Genomic DNA, 17,507 nt, shown 5'->3' on the forward strand with positions numbered 1-17,507 from the left:
AGCGACTATACCGAACTGGGCGGTCAGCTGACCGTGTTCGAGCTGCCGGGCTGATCGCGGTAACCCCGCATCATACTTAGGTTCCGCACGCGCGAACTTGATCTGTGAAAGAGCCGCCCCAAGGTTAGACTTGGGGCGGTTCTGTCTGAGGAGAGCAGGCAGCTGACATCTGGGAGGATATCCATGCACGCCACGACCCGCCTTGCGGCGATGGTTCTGGGCGCTTTTGTCGCCACTGCGGCAATTGCGCAATCTGAAGCCGAAACCGAGGACGACGCCGTTGAGGTCGCCGAGGGCCAGACCGTCATGCCAAGTGGCCATGACATCACCGCCGTCGAGATGATGGACGGTCGCTGGCGCAATGATGAGGGCATTCCGACCTTCATGGTCGAAGAGGACGGCACCGTCGATTTTGCCACCTTCAACGGCTTCCGCCGCTATCACGCCGAATGCCATGTGTGTCACGGCCCTGACGGCGAAGGCTCGACCTATGCGCCCGCGCTGAAGGATTCGGTTCTGCGGATGGACTACTACGACTTCATGCAGGTTGTGGCGTCGGGCAGGCAATCCAGCAACTCGGTCATGCCGGCCTTTGCGACCAACAGGAACGTCTGGTGCTATATCGACGACATCTACACCTATCTTGTGGCTCATGGCACCGAAACGATTCCACGCGGACGGCCCGGTCAACGCGCCGATAAGCCCGAGGAATATGCCGAGCTGGAAGATAGCTGCATGGCGGGCTGATCCGATGGTCCCCATCCATGCGACTGCCCTGGCTGTGGCGCTGGCCCTCGGCTCGGTCCTGCCAGCGGCGGCGCAGGTCGCGGATCTGAGGTCCGGCACCCAGCTCCGCGTCTGCGCCGATCCGGCCAATCTGCCCATGTCGGCGCAGGATGGCAGCGGGTTCGAGAACCGGCTGGCCGAGTTTGTCGGCGGCCAGCTTGACCTGCCGGTGACCTATACGTGGTTCCCGTCGGGGATGGGGTTCATCACCCGCACCCTGCGGGCGGGCACCTGCGATGTGGTGATGGGCTATGCGCAGGGAGATGAGTTGGTGCAGAACACCAACCATTACTACACCTCGGTCTATGGCATCATCACCCGGCGCGACGGATCCTTGGCGCAGGTGGACCGGCTGACCGATCCCGCGCTGCAGGGGCATGATCTGGGCGTGGTGGCAGGCACGCCGCCTGCCACGCATCTGGCGCGGGCAGGCCATGCCGCACGGCTGCGCGGCGAGGGGCTGTTTGTCGATCGTCGCGTCAAAGACCCTCTGGGCGTCTTGCTGGAGGGTGTGCGCAGCGGCGATCTGGGGGCGGCTGTCCTGTGGGGCCCGCTGGCCGGGCCGCGCGTCAAGGATGATCCCGATCTGCAGTTTACCCCGTTGCTGCTGGAAGAGAACGGCCCCCGGCTGTTCTACCGCATCACCATGGGGGTGCGCCTGGAGGAACAGGAGTGGAAGCGGCAGCTGAACAGTCTGATCCGCCGCAATCAGGACGAGATTCACGCCATTCTGCGTGAGGCGGGCGTGCCTCTGGTCGATGACTACGGCAAAGAGATGCTGCCATGATCCGCCGCCGTGCCGCGCTGGTCCTGACCCTGCTTTGGGGCGCGGGCGCGGCACTGGCGCAGCCTGTTCCCGAACCGGAGGACTATCGCGGTGAACCCTATCGCGCGCCGGTCCCCGAAACGCTGCGCGGCGCCGAGGTGATCGGCGCCGCCAAAGCGATTGCGATGCATGCCAGCGGCGAGGCCGTGTTTCTGGACATCCTGCCACGGGCTGCCCGCCCCGAAGGGCTGCCCCCGGACACGGTCTGGCGCGAACCGCCGCACCTGTCGATTCCCGGCGCGCTGTGGCTGTGGAACACCGGCTATCAGCGCCTTGCCCCGGAGGAAGAGGCCCGGCTGCGCGCGGGTCTGGCGCAGGCCAGCGGTGGCGATCCCGATGCGGCGCTGGTGTTTTTCTGCCGCGCCGAATGCTGGATGAGCTGGAACGCGGCCCGTCGCGCGGTCGAATGGGGTCACCGCGCGGTCATCTGGTTTCCCGAGGGCATCGAGGGTTGGCAAGAGGCGGGTGGTCCCGATCTGGTGACCATCCCGCCATACGCACCTTAGCAGACGGGTTTACTCGACCCGCCCGAAGCGTTCGGCCAAAGCATCAATCCCGGCCTGATAGATGCCCTCGACCGCAGCGGTCGCGGCATCGTCGTTCTGATCCGCGGGCGGATCGTTGTTCGGAAAGCCCCGGTAATATCCGGCGCGCCAGATCAGTTCGGCCTTGCCGTCGGCATCCTTGACCTGCAGGTTGGACGCGTAATTCGACACCGGCAGAACCGCGACATCGACCTCGGTGATGATGTAGCGCAGCAGCCGCTTGTCCTGGTCCAGCCCGGTCAGCATCTCGGTGATCGTGGCACCTGCGTCGCCCGCCAGCATCAGCACGCGGGTGGATTCCTCGGGCACATCGGCAGGCGCGCCCTCGGGCTGCATCTGCGTGGCGGCCACGGCGGGATGCCAGCTCATGTCGTCGAACCGGCCCACGACCTCCCAGACCTCGGCGGGGGTGGCGTCCAACGTCACCGACATCTCGGTTTTCAGGCGTGGGGGGCCATGAGCCTCGGCCACAGCGGCCAGCGCCATCGTTGCCCCAAGCGCGATGGCAAATGCCTGTCTCATCATGTTCACTTTTCCTCCCGGAAGATGATGTTTCGCAGCAGATAGCTGTAGCCGCGCTGAAACGCGTCATCGGTATTGCCCCGGATCTCGACCGCGCCGCTGCGCAGGGTCTGTCCGGTGTCAGCGTCGCGGATATACAGATTTACCGACTGGATCAGGTTCGACACCTTCTGCACCTCGCCCGCGATGGCATAGTCCATGCCCATCTCATTCGCGATCCGTGTATCGGCGCGGTTGGATTGCACCGGGTTCCTGATCCGGGCCACGGCCTGCGGGTCGGGTTCGGTCAGATCGAACCCGCGTTCGGTCAGGGCTGCGGCAATGTAATCCTCGATCATCGCGATCCGCGCGGTCTCATCCGCCCGCGGGCCGTTGATTGCGCCCTCGGTCGAGGTGTCGATGAAATGGATGCCGAACCACGCGGCCCGCCCCGGCGGTGGCGGCCCCTCGGCCAGAACGGGCGTGGCCCATGCCAGTGCAAGGGCTGCGGCCAGAACGAGGAATGAGGGGCGTCGTGTCATGGCTGAAAACATGCGTCCGCGCGGGCGGGCCGTCTATCCGACAAAGGGTCTAGCACAAAGGGATTAGCCAAAAGTTCCCGAACAAGATGGGAACAAAAACCGGCTTTACGCATGACTGAATCACTGCCCAACATGGGTCAGGGAGAGAGACACATGACATCGAAACTGTGCCATTTACTGGCAGGCGTCTGCCTGCTGGCGCTGCCCGCGAGTGCTCAACAGCCCGATCCGGTGCAGATCCGTTCCGCCGTCATCCGGGTGGATGCGCAAGCCATGCTGCCGATTTCCCGGCTGGACCTGCCGCCCGAGGATCTGGGCTTTGCCGGTGCCCGGCTGGCGATCGAGGATAACGACACCACCGGCCGCTTCATGGGGCAGGATTTCGACGCGGTCGAAGTGACGGCCACGCCCGAGACCGCCGCTGATCAGCTGTCGGCCATTCTGGATGACGGGATCGAATTCGTCGTGGTGCTGGCGGATGACGCCACCACCCTGGCGCTGGCCGATCAGGCGGGCGATCGGGCGATGATCTTCAACGCCCGTGCGCGCGGCGACAACCTGCGCGGCGCCGACTGCCGCTATAACACCATCCACACCGCACCAAGCCGCGCGATGATGGCCGACGCGCTGGCGCAGTTCCTGATGTGGAAGAACTGGCCGCGCTGGTTCCTGATCCACGGCAGCCACCCGCAGGATCAGGCCATGGCGGACGCCTATCGCGCCTCGGCAGCCAAGTTCGGCGCCCGGATCGTCGAGGAGCGCGAATACGAGGATACCGGCGGCGCCCGGCGCACCGACAGCGGCCATGTGCAGGTGCAGGCGCAGATGCCGGTCTTTACCCAGCGCGCCGCCGACCACGACATCGTGATCACTGCCGACGAGGCCGATGTCTTTGCCGCCTATCTGCCCTATCTGACATGGGATCCGCGCCCGGTCGCGGGCTCGGCCGGTCTGGTGCCGCGCAGCTGGCACCCCGCGATGGAGGCCTGGGGCGGTACGCAGTTCCAGACCCGCTTTGAACGTCTGGCCAGCCGCCCGATCCGCGAGGATGACTATCAGGCCTGGCTGGCGCTGCGCATCGTTGGCGAGGCCGCGACCCGCACACAGTCGGGCGATCCGGCGGTGCTGAAGGATTATATCCTGTCGGATGATTTCGACGTGGCGGGCTTCAAGGGTCAGGCCCTGACCGTGCGCGACTGGGATCATCAGGTCCGCCAGCCTGTCCTGCTGACGACGGGCGTTCTGACCACCACGGTCAGTCCGCAGGAACAGTATCTCCACCAGACCAGCCAGCTCGACACTCTGGGCATCGACCGCCCCGAAACCCAATGCCAGTTCTGAAAGGGATCACGATGAAGAACCTTATGAGCGCCACTGCCGCCTTTGCCCTGATGGCCTTTGCAGCCCCCGCCGACGCCAACCGGGTCTTTATCAGCAACGAGCGCAGCAATGACATCACCGTGCTGGACGGCGAGACGATGGAGGTGATCGGCACCTATCCCGCCGGCAACCGCCCCCGCGGCATCACCATCAGCCCCGACGGAACCGAGCTGTATGTCTGCGCCTCGGATGACGATGTGGTGCGCGTCTTTGACCCCAACACGATGGAAGAGCTGCACACCCTGCCCTCGGGGCCCGATCCCGAGCTGTTCGTGCTGCACCCTTCGGGCAATCCGCTGTTCATCGCCAATGAGGACGACAACCTCGTGACCGTCGTGGATGTGAAAACCCGGCAGGTGCTGGCCGAGATCCCGGTGGGCGTCGAGCCCGAGGGCATGGGCGTCAGCCCGGATGGCCGCTTTGTGGTCAACACCTCGGAAACCACGAACATGGCGCATTTCATCGACACCGAGACCTATGAGATCGTGGCCAACGTGCTGGTGGACAGCCGCCCGCGCTTTGCCCAGTTCACGGCTGACGGGACCAAGCTGTATGTGACCTCGGAAATCGGCGGCACGGTCAGCGTGATCGACCCCGAGACGCATCAGATCACGAAAAAGATCGAATTCGAGATCCCCGGCGTGCTGCCCGAGGCGATCCAGCCGGTCGGCGCCCGCGTCACCTCGGACGGCAAGAAGCTGTATGTCGCGCTTGGGCCGTCGAACCGCGTCGCGGTGGTGGATGCCCAGACCGACGAGGTGATCGACTATCTGCTGGTCGGTCAGCGGGTCTGGCAACTGGCCTTCAGCCCCGACGAAAAATACCTCTACACGACCAACGGCAACTCGAACGACGTGTCGATCATCGACGTGGAGCGCGATGAGGTGATCCGGTCCGTGCAGGTCGGCCAGCAGCCCTGGGGTGTTGTGGTCGCGCCCAACTAATCTGACAAATCCTGAGGAGGAACACATGAACATTCTGGCAAAACTGATGAGCGGCGCGGCCCTCGGCCTGATCCTGACGGCGCCTCTGGCGGGGCCGGTGGCGGCACAGGACGCCCCGGCGGGCGATTCGGCGGCGGGCGAAGAGGCGATGCCCGGCACCCAGTCGGGCGAGGCGACCGACCAGTCGAACGATCCTGCGGCAGACGATGATGATGACGACGACGACGATGATGGCGAAGAGGCCAGCGAGGATGAGGGCACCTACAGCGCCGAGGGCATGTTCGATTACGGCTTTCCCGGCATCATGAACCGCGAAAACCGCACCGATCTGGCACCGCTGACGCTGTCGTCGGGCGTGCCGGTCGCGGGTGGGGAATACACGCTGAAATCCGGCGGCTATTACCGCATCGAGATCAACGCCGATGGCACCCAGGAACTGTCGCTGTCGGGCGGCGATTTCTTCCGCGCCATCTGGATCAACGAGATCGTCATCAACGACATCGAGATCCGCCCCATGGGCGTCCACAGCATGGAGTTTGACGCCGCAGGGGCCGCGCGGATCAGCTTTATCGCCATCCTGCCGGGGCGGTTCACGCTGTCGATCCCCGGCTCGACCGGTGAAACCATGCAGGCGGTGTTCAACATCCAATGACCCAGCAGGCCGCCGCGCTGGAGATTGCGCATGTCAGCCACAGCTTCGGCGCCACGCAGGCGCTGGATGACGTGTCGCTCTCCGTGCCGCGCGGCGGCTTTACCGCACTTCTGGGCGTGAACGGTGCGGGCAAGACCACGCTGTTCTCGCTGATCACCCGGCTGTACAACAACCGTTCGGGCACGATCGCAGTCGGCGGATACGACCTGCGGCGTCAGCCGTCACAGGCGCTGGCCCGGTTGGGCGTGGTGTTTCAAAGCCGCGCGATGGATGCCGACCTGACCGTCCGGCAGAACCTGTCCTATCACGCCAGCCTGCACGGGATGCCGGGGCGGCTGGCGCGCAGCCGCATCGCGCAGGTGCTGGAACAGGTCGATCTGGCGGACCGCGCGGATGCCCGCGTCTCGGCCCTGTCCGGCGGCCAGTCCCGCCGGTCCGAGATCGCGCGCGCCCTGATCCACAGCCCCGAACTGCTGCTGCTGGACGAGGCGACCGTGGGTCTGGACGTGAAGTCGCGGGCCGAGGTGCTGGCCCTGACGCGGCGGCTGATCGCGGGGCAGGGGGTTTCGGCCCTGTGGGCCACACATATCATGGACGAGATCGAGCCCTCGGACGATCTGGTGATCCTGCACAAGGGCCGGGTGCTGCGCCATGATAGGGCCGCCCGGATCGCCGGGACCGAGGGGCTGACCCATGCCTTTCTGAACATGACCGGGGTGGCGGCATGACTCACCCCACCGCACGCATCAGCGGCTGGCTGATCGCCTTCGCCGGCATCACCCGGCGCGAGACGTTGCGCTTTGTCCATCAGCGCGGCCGGTTTCTGGCGGCGCTGGTCCGGCCATTGGTCTGGCTGTTCATCTTTGCGGCGGGTTTTCGAACGGTTCTGGGCGTCTCGATGATGGCGCCCTATCAGACCTATGTGCTGTACGAGGTGTATGTGACGCCCGGTCTGGTTGCGATGATCCAGCTTTTCAACGGCATGCAGTCGTCGCTGTCCATGGTCTATGACCGCGAAACCGGGGCGATGCGCACATTGCTGGTCAGCCCCTTTCCGCGCTGGTTTCTGCTGGGATCAAAGCTGATCGCAGGGGTCGCCGTCTCGATCATTCAGGTCTGTGCATTTCTTGCTATCGCATGGTTCTGGGGCATACGTCCGCCGGTCTGGGGTTATGTCGCCGTCATTCCGGCGCTGATCCTGTCGGGGCTGATGCTGGGCGCGATGGGGCTGTTTCTCAGCAGCGCGATCCGGCAGCTGGAGAATTTCGCGGGGGTGATGAACTTCGTGATCTTCCCGATGTTCTTCGCCTCGTCCGCGCTTTATCCGCTGTGGCGGATGCGCGAAAGCAGCCCGCTGCTGTATGACATCTGCCGCTTCAACCCGTTCACCCATGCGGTCGAACTGATCCGCTTCGCGCTCTACATGCAGATGAACTGGGGCGCCTTTGCGGTGGTTCTAGGATGTTTGGCGGGGTTCTTCGGGGCGGCGGTGTTCATGTATGATCCGCAAAAGGGCCTTTGGGCCCGCCGGAAGAAAGGCCCCGCATGATCCGCATTCCCGCCCTTTTGGCCGCGCTGGCGCTGGCTGGTCCGGCCTTTGGCGCCGCTGGCACCGATCCCGACTGGCCCTGCATCCAGCGCAAGCAGCCGCATCTGTCGCTGGCGCAGGTCTGGTCCGGCCCGGTCCCCGACGAGGCAACCGAGGCACTGGCCCGCGACCGTCAGATCAACCTGCTGGCCGAGCGGCTGGAACAGCGCCGCCTGCCCATGGCCGAGGCCGAAGCAGACATCGCCAGTTTCGCAGCCGGTGCAGATGCCGATCAGCTTGTCGCGCTGATGGCCGCCATCTTCTCCAAGGTCGAACGCGACCGCAGCGCGCTGATTGCGGGCATCGCGCGCTATGGCAGCGCGCAGGTCGCACTGGCGGCCCGGATCGAAGGTCACCGCGCCCGCATGGCCGAACTGGAGGCCGCCGACAGCCCCGATTTCGATGCCATCGACGCCGAAGAAACCGCGCTCGACTGGGAGATGCGCATCTTTACCGAACGCCAGCAGTCGCTGACCTATGTCTGCGAGACGCCGGTTATCCTGGAACAGCGCCTGTTCGCCCTCGGTCGTGTGATCCAGAGCCACCTGGACTGACAGACCGCCGCCCGGACTTTGCCTTGGTCGAAATATCCTCGGGGGGTCCGGGGGGCGAAGCGCCCCCGGCGCGGTATGCGCTAACGGTCGGTCGTGCCGCCATGGATCGCGGCAAAGGCTGCCGACGCAGCCATCGCCCTGACATCGCCCGCCAGCCGTTCCTGTCCGCTCTCGATCCGTCTCAGCCGGTCTTCCAGCCGGGACAGGCGCGACATCACTTCGGCATGTTCCCACCCGGCGATCACGTCGCGGATCTCGCCCGCACGCAGCCGGTCAGCCGCATGATAGACCGCCCGGTCGCCCATCTCGCGCTCCAGACTGCCCTGCCAGATCGCGTCCGGGATCAGCATCAGCGTCTGCGCGGCGGCCTTGGCATAGGGGGCGCGTGCCGTCGCGCTCAGGCGGGCCAGATGCCAGCTCATATTGTTCAGCAACCAGCGGGCGGCCTGCGTCTGCAGGTCTGTGTCATTCTTGGCCAGCATCGCCTGAATGCTGCGGAAATGGGTGAAAAACGCGGTCAGTTCGGTGCCGGTCGAGGCCATGGTCTGACCGGGGCGGTTGACGCGGTGGTGGCAGGTGACAATATCGAGAAACCCGATCCGGGACGCATGCAGACAGACCGCCCAATGAAAGGGATTGTCCTCGAAAAAGAAATCGCCCTCGGGAAAGCGCAGGTTGTGGGCTTCGATGAAATCGCGGCGATAGAACTTGCGCCACGGCACAGCGATAAAACTCAGTGCCTGCTGACGCTGCGTGACCGGATCGGCGCCATGGCGCAATGATATCCAGCGGCCCTGATCTGCGGGCGGTTTGGACTTGCCAGCCGTGTCGTCGAATTCCAGATAATTGGTGAACATGATGTCGTGGGTCTCAGTGACCCATTGCGCACGGGCGCGACGGAACCCGTCGGCGTCGATCCAGTCGTCGCCATCGACGAAAAAGACCGTCTCGCGGGTCGCCTCGGCCAGTCCTATATTGGCGCCGATGCCAACCCCGCCAATCGTGTTGGTGCCCAGCAAGATCCGTTTGACATCGACCCCCGCAGGCGGGCGGGCGGCGAAATGCGAAATGATCGCGGCGCTGTCATCGGTCGAGCCGTCATCAATCAGGATGATCTGGTCGCCGTCCAGCGCGACCTCGGCCAGACTGTTCAGGCACTGCGGCAGATAGGGCGCGATATTATAGGTGGTCACGATGAAGCTGATCGCCATCTCAGGCCTCCACATTCATCAGGAAATCGACAGTCCGGGCAGCCTGATCGGGATAGGCTTGCGCGAACAACGTGAACTCGTCGGGGGCAAAGCCCAGCAGGCAGGCGCGGCTGCGCGCAAGGAATCGTGGCCTCAGCGCGGGCTCGATCCGTTCGAGGTTCCAGCGCAGCAGCTTTTCGCTGAAATGGATGAACTCGCGTATCATCACGCTCCCGCGGCCCAGCCCGCGCAACTGCTCGCGCACATCTGCGATCACATCGAAGACGCAGAACCGGTCGGTGCCGCTGCGCTGGGTCAGGTGGTGATCGCGATCGCCCACGATATGCACCGCACCCAGATCGGGCACGGCCAGAACCCGGCTTGCCCGCGCAAAGCTGAGCCAGTGCAGCTTCAGGTCGTTATGGACCGGCGTTTCCGAACAGTGCAGACCAGAGCTGCGCAGAAAGTCGGTGCGATAGATCTTGTTCCAGGGATAGGCGCTGATATTGGACATCTCGGTCCTTTGGCGGGCGGTCAGAACCGCTTCGTGCCGGTCGCCCAGAATGCGCGTCCAGATCGCTTCTTCTGTGGGAAAAGAGCCGTCGCCCGTTTCCACCCGGCTGTCGACATGTCGGAAAATCGTAAAGTCGGGGGGCAGCATGGCGCCCATCTCGTCGGTGTCAGTGTCGTCCAGCGGGATACCGGCCGCATGACGCCGCCAGATCGCCGCGAAATCAGGCCGGAAATGATCGTCCGCGTCGAAAAAGATCACATTCGAGGCGGTGACCTGCGACAGACCCAGATTGCGCGCATGCCCGGCGCCCCGCTGCTGGTCACTGCGCAGATAGATCAGCCTGCCCCGGCCGCTGGTGGGCCAGTCCGCGCCGCGCGGATCGCAGGGCGGGACCGAAGCATCATCGGCGACGATCACCTCGTCAAACACCGCCAGAGCCCGGATCTGGGCCAGCAGCGTTGTCAGATCGTCCGGCAGGTTCCAGACCGGAATGACGACCGCAAGGCTCTGATCGGTGCCGGGACGGATCATACCAGGAACAGGCGCAGATCCTGCAGGGTGATCTCGACCGGGCCGGGCCGGAAGAACAGGATCAGGTCGCGCCAGTCGGCCTGACGCGGCACGTCCGGCACCGTTGACAGGTCCAGCAGGTCCAGATGCGTGCTGCTCTGAGAGAATGACACCATCGTCTTGGGCAGGAATTTGTCGGTGAACTGTCCGTCACGCCCAGAGCGCAGGCAGATCCGCGTGGTGATCGAGGCGGGTGCCGTGCTGCGTGCGACCACGCCGAAGACCCCTGCATCGCTCATGTCGAACGGGCCGAGCGGGATGTGATAGCCCTGCCAGCGCGGTGTCTGGCCGGTCGCAGGCCGCATCGACAGTGAGATGATCTCACCGGGGACCGACTGGAACTGGCCCTTGACCGCCGCTTCCGGGTCGAGCGACAGAAAGGCGCTTTCGCCCAACGGGTTGTCGCCGGGGCCGATGGTGCCGGAATTGTCCTGCGCGCGCAGCGTCTGCAGCACAAAGCGGGCCTGCGCGTCGGGTCCGGTCAGGATGTTGTTGGTCATGTAACTCGTGTCCTCGATACGGGGGCCGGGATGTCGGCGATGCTCAGCGCGGAGAGGTGATGAACGAGGGCACCGCGCGCCCCTCGGTCATGCAGGTCAGGAAGGTGTCGGCGGTGGTCAGCGCCTCGCGGATGGTCACGTCCATGTCCAGATAGCGATAGGTGCCAAGCCGGCCCACGAATGTCACGCCCGGCGTGCGTTCCGCCAGCGTGATATAGTCGTCCAGCAGTGCTTTTTCGTCGACCAGCCGGATCGGATAATATGGGATGTCGCCTGGCTCGGCCGCGCGGCTGAATTCGCGGTAGCAGACGCTGCCCTTGTGGTTTTCCCACGGGCTGAAATGCTTGTGTTCGGTGATGCGGGTATGGGGCACCTCGCGGTCGCCGTAGTTCATCACCGCGCAGCCCTGATAGTCGCCCTGATAATCGAACCGCTCGAAATCCAGCGTGCGATAGCCAAGCCGTCCCAGGCTATAGTCGAAATACCCGTCCAGCGGCCCGGACCAGAAGACGTGATCGGCCTCACCGGCCATCGCAGGGTCATAGGGCGTGTTCAGTTCCACGGTAATGCGCGGGTGATCCAGAATCGCCTCGATCATCGGGGTATAGCCGTCGCGCGGCATGCCCTGAAAGCGGTGGAAGAAATAGTTGTCGTCATAGTTGAACCGCACCGGCAGCCGCTTGAGGATCGAGGCGGGCAGTTCGGTCGGGCTGCAGCCCCACTGCTTTTCGGTATAGCCCTTGAAAAACGCCTCATACAGCGGGCGGCCCACGAAACGCAGGGCCTGTTCCTCGAAACTCTGCGGGTCGGTGATGGTCAGGTCGGCCTGATCCGCGATAAAGTCGCGCGCCTCGTCGGGGCGCATGGTCTTGCCGAAGAACTGGTTGATCGTCAGCAGGTTGATGGGCAGCGAATAGACCGCGCCCTGCGTCGTCGATTTCACCCGGTTCTGATAGGGCATGAAGGTGGTGTAGCGGTTGACGTAATCCCACACGCCCTGATCGTCGGTGTGAAAGATATGCGGGCCGTAGATGTGCATCATCACGCCGGTCGCCGCGTCGCGGGCGGTGTGGCAGTTGCCCGCCACATGATCGCGCGCGTCGATGATGCGGCAGTCGTGCCCGGCCTCGGCCAGCTGGCGCCCGATTACCGCGCCGGACAGGCCCGCGCCCACCAAAAGAAACCGCATAGATAACGCCTCGCCTGTTCCGCACATTCCCGGCCCGGCAATCCGGGCCTGTCAGGCAATACCGCCCCTGATGGGTCCCCGGCAAGGGCAAGCGCGGGAACGGGCGCCGAATTTGCGGGCATTCCGCCGGTCGCCATGGTGCCATGGGCACGCTGGCCGCCCATTTCCGCCGCACAACCAGCGGAAGGGTTGCGAGCAAGGCCCCCCCCCTGTAGTGGCACCTGAGCCGCACAGATGAATGCGCCACGAGAAATAACGTCGCGAGCCGTCAGGAATGCATGTCAGCCTTTATACCGGCCACCACAAGGTCGGGTCCACTTCGCTTCAGATCTTTCTGTCCCAGAATGTCGTCCGGCTGATCCGCCACGGCATCCTCTATCCCTATACCGAGGCGCAGGGCGCGGCCTCGGTCGCGGCCCGGATGCTGAAGGGCGACCGCAGCGGCGTGCTGCCGGTCAATATCCGCGAGCCGCACAGCGCGCTGGCCTATAAACTGATGAATGACGCCACCGATTTTGTGGTGCCGCCGCAGTTCGCATCGCTTCCCGATCTGGGGCAGATGATCCGTGCCATCACGATGCAGGTGGCCGAGTTCAAGCCGAATTCCGTGGTGCTGTGTTCCGAAGCTTTCGCCAATTTCGGAGCGGTCAAGCCCGAGCTGGTCGATATGGTGACCGAGATTTTCCCAAAGGCCGATTTCAGCGTCTATACCGCGCTGCGTCGTCCCGACGAATATCTGGCGTCATGGCACAATCAGCGGATCAAGGTCTGTGAAAAGGTCGATGCGCTGACAGGTGACGCATGGCGTCAGTACGAGCACACGATCCATATGGATTTCCGGCTTGCGGTCGAGGACTGGCTGATCCGCGTGCCGGGCAAGCATAAGGTGTTGCGCAATTACAGCGACATCCTGGCATCCGGCGGGTCCGAGGCCGATTACATGGCCCGTTCCGGGATCAGCTTTCCGACCGATCTGGTCCCCGCCAAGCGCGCCAACAAAAGCCTTCACCCGGCCCTGGTCGAGATTGCGCGGCTGGCCAACCACACGCTGGCCCGTCCTGACGCCCATGCGCTGGTGCAGTTCCTGCTCAAGGTCGATGCCCGGCTGGACCTGCCCGCCCCGAAAGAGGTCGAGTTCTTCGGCGCCCGTGCCCGGGCCGACCTGCACGCGGCGTTTCTGCCTGTCCACGCCTGGCTTTCGGTCGTGTCCGGGAAAGAGGCATTCTTCCCCGACATCGACGATGTGCTGGTCTGCCGCCCGGTCACGCAATCCGAAGCCACGCGCCTCGCGCTGGAGCAGCTTCACGGCGAAGCCATGGCGGGGCTGTCCTCGCGCCTGCACGAGTTCATCGCGCATCTGCGCACCACCTATAAGCCCATCGAGGTCTGATCCGTGCATTCGCCGACCCCGCCTGACGCCGTCGTGTCCCCGTCTGCCGGTCTTCATCTGCTGCAGGGGATGCTGTGGCCCGAGCCGGGGATCTCGACCGAGCCGAAGGTGTATTTCCGCCTGGCGGGCGCCGCCGGTTTCAGCGCTGCCAGCCGTCAGATCCTGTTCGGCACGGGCGGGCAGGCCGCGTTCGACACTGCGTTCAACCTGTTCAATCTGGGCAAGTGGCAGCACGGCGCCGGACTGAAGGACCTGTCGCTGTCGCTGACAGGCATGGGCCGGTTCGAGTTGTCGGTCTCGCAGGTCGCGCCGCACCGCTCGCGCGAGCGCATCTATAACGAGATTGTGGACATCGCGCCCGATCAGCCGCTGGTCGTGGATCTGGGCGCCGTAATCGGGCGCGGCCTTGGCGGTTTGCTGGTCTTTTCGCTGCGCAGCTTTGGCGAGGGGCATCTGTCGGATTTCGGCTGGATGACCCGTCAGGCGCCGCGCCGCCAGCCGCAGATTGCGTTGTCGATCACCACCTTCCGCCGCGAAGAGGCCGTGCAGACCAGCGTGCGCCGGTTCGAGGATTACATCCGCACCAGCCCGCTGGCGCCCTTCCTGCATCTGCAGGTTGTCGACAACGGCCACAGCGCCGCAATCGCCGCCAGCGATCATGTGACCCCGATCCCCAACGAGAATCTGGGCGGTGCAGGGGGCTTTGCACGCGGCCTGATCGAGGCCCAACGTCGCGGCGCCAGCCATGTGCTGTTCATGGATGACGACGCCTCGGTCCATATGCAGGCGCTGGACCGCACATGGGCCTGGCTGGCCTATGCCCACCGCGAGAACGCCGCCGTTGCAGGCGCGCTGACCAATGCCCAGTTCAAGCACACGATCTGGGAGAACGGCGCCCGTTTTCATGTCAGCTGCCGCCCCGAAAGCATTGGCACCGACCTGCGCGAGTTCACCGAGGTGGCGCTGATGGAGTTCGCCTCGACCGGACCCAAGCCGCAGAACTATTACGGCGGCTGGTGGTATTTTGCCTTTCCCATCGCGGCTGCGCGGTTCCGCCCCTTCCCCTATTTCGTGCGCGGCGATGATGTCGGCTTTTCCATCGCCAACGATTTCAGCATCACGACGCTGCCCGGTGTGGTGTCGTTTCAGGACGCGAATTTCGCCGACAAGGAATCGCTCAACACGCTCTATCTGGATCTGCGCAGCCATATGGCGAACCATCTGGCCATTCCCCAGATCGCGGTGTCGCCGCTGCGGCTGATCCTGATCCCGTTCCGCTTTTTCGGTCGCGGCCTGCTGCAGTGCCATTACGAGACGATGGCGGCTCTGAACCTTGCGATGGAAGACGTGATCCGCGGCCCCGCCTTTTTCGAGGAAAACGCTGATATGGTCGCGCGCCGCGCCGATCTGGCGAACCTGCGACAGGACGAGGCGTTTCGCCCGCTGGAAGGCCCCGCGCCGGTCGACCGGGTGCGCCTGAACCCGGACCGGCTGTTGGTGCGGACGCTGATGAAGCTGACGCTGAACGGGCATCTCATCCCCTTCTGGCGCCGGATCGGCAACCATCGGGTGCTGCCCGCCGGCCGGCGCGGTCAGGTCCATCACACATGGGCCGCTGCGCATGTCACCTATCTGGACGGCGCCGGGAACACGTTCACGGTGCACCATTCCAAGCGCAAGGCCGCGCGGCAGGTCTGGCGGATGGCGCGCAACATGTGGCGGTTGTGGCGCGGCCATGACAAGATCCGCGACGACTGGCGCACGGGCTATCAGCGTCTGGCCAGCGATGCCTTCTGGACCCGCCGCCTTGGTCTGGACGCCCCGGCAGAGGTTCCCCTGGACGAAGCCGCGCCTCTGAACCGTCACGCCTGACGGTTCAGACAGGCTCAGGCCGCGGCGGGGGCGGGCATCCGCAGCGGCTCTTCGCGCACCGGCAGGTGGATCAGCGCGCTGAAGGCACCCACGCCGACCCCGATCCACCAGACCAGCAGATAGTCGCCCGACACATCGTACAGCCAGCCGCCCAGCCAGACGCCCAGAAACGAGCCGATCTGGTGGGACAGGAACACGAAGCCATACAGCGTGCCCATATAGCGCAGCCCGTAGATATAGGCGACCAGCCCCGAGGTCAGCGGCACCGTGGCCAGCCACAGCGCCCCCATGACCAGCGAAAAGACGATGACGGTCGCGGGGGTGATCGGCGTCAGGATAAAGGCCGCGGCGGTGATGGTGCGCAGCGTATAGATCCCCGCCAGCAGATATTTGCGCGTATAGCGCTTGCCCAGCCAGCCCGCCAGAATCGCCCCCGCGATATTGGCCAGCCCGATCAGCGAGATGGCCACAGCGCCAAGCGCCGAGGTGGTGGTGATCCCCAGCCCCGCCAGCATGCCCGCAGGGTCGATGGGGCCGCACATCTCGGTGATCATGGCGGGGAAATGCGCGGTGATGAAGCCCAGCTGATAGCCGCAGGAAAAGAACCCCGCAAAGATCATCAGGAATGACGGATCGCGGAAGGCCCGCCCCACGACCTGCCCCATGCTGCTTTCCAGCATGGCCGGGCTGGCCGGGCGGCCCGACCCCAGCATCGGCAGAAAGGCCAGCGTGCCCAGCACGATCACCCCAAAGATGATGAACACCGACTGCCACGCATAGAAGGCCAGCAAAACCTCGGCCAGCGGTGCGCCAAAGACCTGCCCGGCTGACCCGGCTGCGGTGGCGATCCCCAGCGCGAGGCTGCGGTTCTCGTCGCTGGCCGCGCGGCCCACCACGGCCAGAATGACGCCGAACCCGGTGCCCGCGATGCCAAAGCCCACCATGATCTCCAGCAGCTGGACACCGGCGGGCGTGGTGGCAAAGGCGGTCAGGATCAGCCCGGCGCTATACAGAAACGCGCCCAGAACGATCGCCCAACGGTCGCCCCACCGCTCGGCCAGCGCGCCGAAGATGGGCTGCCCGACGCCCCAGGCCAGGTTCTGGATCGCGATGGCCAGCGAGAACTCGGCCCGTGGCCAGCCGAAATCCTCGGCAATGGGGATCTGGAACACCCCGAAACTGGCGCGCAGGGCAAAGTTGATCAGCAGGATCAGCGATCCGCCGATCAGGATGGGGGTGAACAGGCGTGCATTTGCGGACATGACCAAGGCTCCGTCAGTGTCGGAGCCTCAGCCTTGCCGCGCCGCGCGCGTCCGGTCAATCACGCGATTGTGTCGGTGCAATCGCGCCCTATTGCCCCAGCGCCGACTGAATCGAGAAGCGCGAGGCCGGGATCGAGCCACCCTTGCGCATCTCACCCAGAATGACGGTGGTTTTCTGGCCGCTGTCATCGGTGACAATCCATTGGCGCAACTCGGTCGGCGCCGAGAACACCATCTGGATATTGCCGTTCTGCGGTCGCTGCGGGTCCTGCGCGGTGACGACGGTGGCGTTGTTCTGTTCGCTGTGCCCGGTCACCATGCCGGGGCGCGACAGGTTGATATTGGCGTCCAGAATGATCGACAGCGGCGTCTGCGACAGCGGGTATTGCTGCGGCCCGCTGTTCGACTTGCCGTCAAAGATCGCGACGTTGCCGCCCGATGCCAGCACCAGCGTGCGGTCGTTGTTATACTCGAACCGCACCCGGCCCGGACGCTGGATATAGACCGTCCCGGTCGAGATGGTGCCATCCGGGTTCACCTGCGTAAACTCGGACGTCACGGTGGTCAGGCTGTTGAGATACCGCGAAATCTCGTTGAGGGAAATTCTCTCGGCCAGTGCCGGAAAGGCCATGGCGAGGGCGAGGACGGGCGCAAGAGCGAGTGATCTGATGTTCATGGCGCCATTCTTATCCTTCTTTGGAA

At 64.7% G+C, this 17,507-nt stretch carries 19 protein-coding genes; 11 read left to right on the forward strand and 8 right to left on the reverse strand.

All coding sequences use genetic code 11. From position 1 onward, the window contains the following. The first annotated feature begins 183 nt into the window (after positions 1-183). The 3 genes from ACK41U_RS16970 to ACK41U_RS16980 are packed head-to-tail and all read left to right on the forward strand — an operon-like array spanning position 184 to position 2,118. Positions 184-747 carry a c-type cytochrome, methanol metabolism-related gene (locus ACK41U_RS16970; RefSeq protein ID WP_409682693.1) on the forward strand — a complete coding sequence of 188 codons (564 nt, stop codon included), beginning with the start codon at positions 184-186 and terminating at the stop codon, positions 745-747. Between the two features lie 4 nt (positions 748-751). Further along, on the forward strand, positions 752-1,573 hold the full coding sequence (locus ACK41U_RS16975; protein ID WP_409682696.1) for a quinoprotein dehydrogenase-associated putative ABC transporter substrate-binding protein: 822 nt from the start codon (positions 752-754) through the stop codon (positions 1,571-1,573). Continuing rightward, on the forward strand, positions 1,570-2,118 hold the full coding sequence (locus ACK41U_RS16980; protein WP_409682699.1) for a PQQ-dependent catabolism-associated CXXCW motif protein: 549 nt from the start codon (positions 1,570-1,572) through the stop codon (positions 2,116-2,118). Before ACK41U_RS16975 ends, ACK41U_RS16980 begins: the two co-directional genes overlap by 4 nt. A 9-nt stretch (positions 2,119-2,127) precedes the next feature. Here the strand turns inward: ACK41U_RS16980 and ACK41U_RS16985 are convergent, their stop codons facing one another. Beyond that, positions 2,128-2,679, reverse strand: coding sequence for an SRPBCC family protein (locus ACK41U_RS16985; RefSeq protein ID WP_409682702.1), 552 nt, complete (start codon positions 2,677-2,679; stop codon positions 2,128-2,130). A gap of 5 nt (positions 2,680-2,684) precedes the next feature. Further along, a complete protein-coding gene (locus ACK41U_RS16990) occupies positions 2,685-3,200 on the reverse strand; it encodes a DUF3280 domain-containing protein (protein ID WP_409682705.1) in 516 nt (171 codons plus the stop codon). 153 nt (positions 3,201-3,353) lie between these two features. On the opposite strand from ACK41U_RS16990, the gene ACK41U_RS16995 reads away from it, so the two are divergent. From ACK41U_RS16995 to ACK41U_RS17020, 6 genes are all read left to right on the forward strand, one after another. Then, the gene (locus ACK41U_RS16995; protein ID WP_409682708.1) at positions 3,354-4,541 is read left to right on the forward strand and encodes an ABC transporter substrate-binding protein; all 1,188 of its coding nucleotides are present in this window, start codon (positions 3,354-3,356) and stop codon (positions 4,539-4,541) included. 11 nt (positions 4,542-4,552) lie between these two features. Then, positions 4,553-5,524: a YVTN family beta-propeller repeat protein gene (locus tag ACK41U_RS17000; protein WP_409682711.1), complete on the forward strand. Its 972-nt coding sequence runs from the start codon at positions 4,553-4,555 to the stop codon at positions 5,522-5,524. A gap of 277 nt (positions 5,525-5,801) precedes the next feature. Then, a complete protein-coding gene (locus ACK41U_RS17005; protein WP_409682744.1) occupies positions 5,802-6,176 on the forward strand; it encodes a hypothetical protein in 375 nt (124 codons plus the stop codon). Continuing rightward, positions 6,173-6,904 carry an ABC transporter ATP-binding protein gene (locus ACK41U_RS17010; RefSeq protein WP_409682714.1) on the forward strand — a complete coding sequence of 244 codons (732 nt, stop codon included), beginning with the start codon at positions 6,173-6,175 and terminating at the stop codon, positions 6,902-6,904. Before ACK41U_RS17005 ends, ACK41U_RS17010 begins: the two co-directional genes overlap by 4 nt. Further along, complete coding sequence (locus ACK41U_RS17015) at positions 6,901-7,725, forward strand: ABC transporter permease (protein ID WP_409682717.1); 825 nt, start codon at positions 6,901-6,903, stop codon at positions 7,723-7,725. The genes ACK41U_RS17010 and ACK41U_RS17015 overlap by 4 nt, the downstream gene beginning before the upstream one ends. After that, positions 7,722-8,318 (forward strand): hypothetical protein, encoded by a 597-nt coding sequence (locus ACK41U_RS17020; RefSeq protein WP_409682720.1) that lies wholly within the window; start codon positions 7,722-7,724, stop codon positions 8,316-8,318. Before ACK41U_RS17015 ends, ACK41U_RS17020 begins: the two co-directional genes overlap by 4 nt. A gap of 80 nt (positions 8,319-8,398) precedes the next feature. Here ACK41U_RS17020 and ACK41U_RS17025 read toward each other — a convergent pair whose 3' ends face one another. From ACK41U_RS17025 to ACK41U_RS17040, 4 genes are read right to left on the reverse strand one after another with little or no spacing between them, the layout of a single operon-like run. Then, a complete protein-coding gene (locus ACK41U_RS17025) occupies positions 8,399-9,529 on the reverse strand; it encodes a glycosyltransferase family 2 protein (RefSeq protein WP_409682723.1) in 1,131 nt (376 codons plus the stop codon). 1 nt (position 9,530) lies between these two features. After that, positions 9,531-10,553, reverse strand: a complete 1,023-nt coding sequence (locus tag ACK41U_RS17030; protein ID WP_409682726.1) for a glycosyltransferase family 2 protein — start codon at positions 10,551-10,553, stop codon at positions 9,531-9,533. After that, positions 10,550-11,092: a hypothetical protein gene (locus tag ACK41U_RS17035; RefSeq protein ID WP_409682729.1), complete on the reverse strand. Its 543-nt coding sequence runs from the start codon at positions 11,090-11,092 to the stop codon at positions 10,550-10,552. The genes ACK41U_RS17030 and ACK41U_RS17035 overlap by 4 nt, the downstream gene beginning before the upstream one ends. A gap of 43 nt (positions 11,093-11,135) precedes the next feature. Further along, positions 11,136-12,281: a UDP-galactopyranose mutase gene (locus ACK41U_RS17040; protein WP_409682732.1), complete on the reverse strand. Its 1,146-nt coding sequence runs from the start codon at positions 12,279-12,281 to the stop codon at positions 11,136-11,138. 274 nt (positions 12,282-12,555) lie between these two features. On the opposite strand from ACK41U_RS17040, the gene ACK41U_RS17045 reads away from it, so the two are divergent. Both ACK41U_RS17045 and ACK41U_RS17050 read left to right on the forward strand, forming a co-directional pair. Beyond that, complete coding sequence (locus ACK41U_RS17045) at positions 12,556-13,671, forward strand: hypothetical protein (RefSeq protein ID WP_409682735.1); 1,116 nt, start codon at positions 12,556-12,558, stop codon at positions 13,669-13,671. 3 nt (positions 13,672-13,674) lie between these two features. Continuing rightward, the gene (locus ACK41U_RS17050; protein ID WP_409682738.1) at positions 13,675-15,543 is read left to right on the forward strand and encodes a glycosyl transferase; all 1,869 of its coding nucleotides are present in this window, start codon (positions 13,675-13,677) and stop codon (positions 15,541-15,543) included. Between the two features lie 14 nt (positions 15,544-15,557). Here ACK41U_RS17050 and ACK41U_RS17055 read toward each other — a convergent pair whose 3' ends face one another. Continuing rightward, entirely contained in the window at positions 15,558-16,805 is a 1,248-nt protein-coding gene (locus tag ACK41U_RS17055) for an MFS transporter (protein WP_409682741.1), read from the reverse strand. 88 nt (positions 16,806-16,893) lie between these two features. Continuing rightward, the gene (locus ACK41U_RS17060) at positions 16,894-17,481 is read right to left on the reverse strand and encodes a LolA family protein (RefSeq protein WP_409682747.1); all 588 of its coding nucleotides are present in this window, start codon (positions 17,479-17,481) and stop codon (positions 16,894-16,896) included. Between the last annotated feature and the right edge of the window lie 26 nt (positions 17,482-17,507).

Source organism: Paracoccus sp. (in: a-proteobacteria) (genome assembly GCF_046289755.1).
Lineage (GTDB): Bacteria > Pseudomonadota > Alphaproteobacteria > Rhodobacterales > Rhodobacteraceae > Paracoccus.

Coding starts and splice junctions, on each gene's coding strand:
- ACK41U_RS17055 (WP_409682741.1), bottom strand. CDS start 16,805: ATGTCCGCAAATGCACGCCTGTTCACCCCCATCCTGATCGGCGGATCG.
- ACK41U_RS17005 (WP_409682744.1), top strand. CDS start 5,802: ATGTTCGATTACGGCTTTCCCGGCATCATGAACCGCGAAAACCGCACC.
- ACK41U_RS17010 (WP_409682714.1), top strand. CDS start 6,173: ATGACCCAGCAGGCCGCCGCGCTGGAGATTGCGCATGTCAGCCACAGC.
- ACK41U_RS17020 (WP_409682720.1), top strand. CDS start 7,722: ATGATCCGCATTCCCGCCCTTTTGGCCGCGCTGGCGCTGGCTGGTCCG.
- ACK41U_RS17045 (WP_409682735.1), top strand. CDS start 12,556: ATGCATGTCAGCCTTTATACCGGCCACCACAAGGTCGGGTCCACTTCG.
- ACK41U_RS16980 (WP_409682699.1), top strand. CDS start 1,570: ATGATCCGCCGCCGTGCCGCGCTGGTCCTGACCCTGCTTTGGGGCGCG.
- ACK41U_RS17040 (WP_409682732.1), bottom strand. CDS start 12,281: ATGCGGTTTCTTTTGGTGGGCGCGGGCCTGTCCGGCGCGGTAATCGGG.
- ACK41U_RS16995 (WP_409682708.1), top strand. CDS start 3,354: ATGACATCGAAACTGTGCCATTTACTGGCAGGCGTCTGCCTGCTGGCG.
- ACK41U_RS17025 (WP_409682723.1), bottom strand. CDS start 9,529: ATGGCGATCAGCTTCATCGTGACCACCTATAATATCGCGCCCTATCTG.
- ACK41U_RS17035 (WP_409682729.1), bottom strand. CDS start 11,092: ATGACCAACAACATCCTGACCGGACCCGACGCGCAGGCCCGCTTTGTG.
- ACK41U_RS16970 (WP_409682693.1), top strand. CDS start 184: ATGCACGCCACGACCCGCCTTGCGGCGATGGTTCTGGGCGCTTTTGTC.
- ACK41U_RS17015 (WP_409682717.1), top strand. CDS start 6,901: ATGACTCACCCCACCGCACGCATCAGCGGCTGGCTGATCGCCTTCGCC.
- ACK41U_RS16990 (WP_409682705.1), bottom strand. CDS start 3,200: ATGACACGACGCCCCTCATTCCTCGTTCTGGCCGCAGCCCTTGCACTG.
- ACK41U_RS17060 (WP_409682747.1), bottom strand. CDS start 17,481: ATGAACATCAGATCACTCGCTCTTGCGCCCGTCCTCGCCCTCGCCATG.
- ACK41U_RS17000 (WP_409682711.1), top strand. CDS start 4,553: ATGAAGAACCTTATGAGCGCCACTGCCGCCTTTGCCCTGATGGCCTTT.
- ACK41U_RS16985 (WP_409682702.1), bottom strand. CDS start 2,679: ATGAGACAGGCATTTGCCATCGCGCTTGGGGCAACGATGGCGCTGGCC.
- ACK41U_RS17030 (WP_409682726.1), bottom strand. CDS start 10,553: ATGATCCGTCCCGGCACCGATCAGAGCCTTGCGGTCGTCATTCCGGTC.
- ACK41U_RS16975 (WP_409682696.1), top strand. CDS start 752: ATGGTCCCCATCCATGCGACTGCCCTGGCTGTGGCGCTGGCCCTCGGC.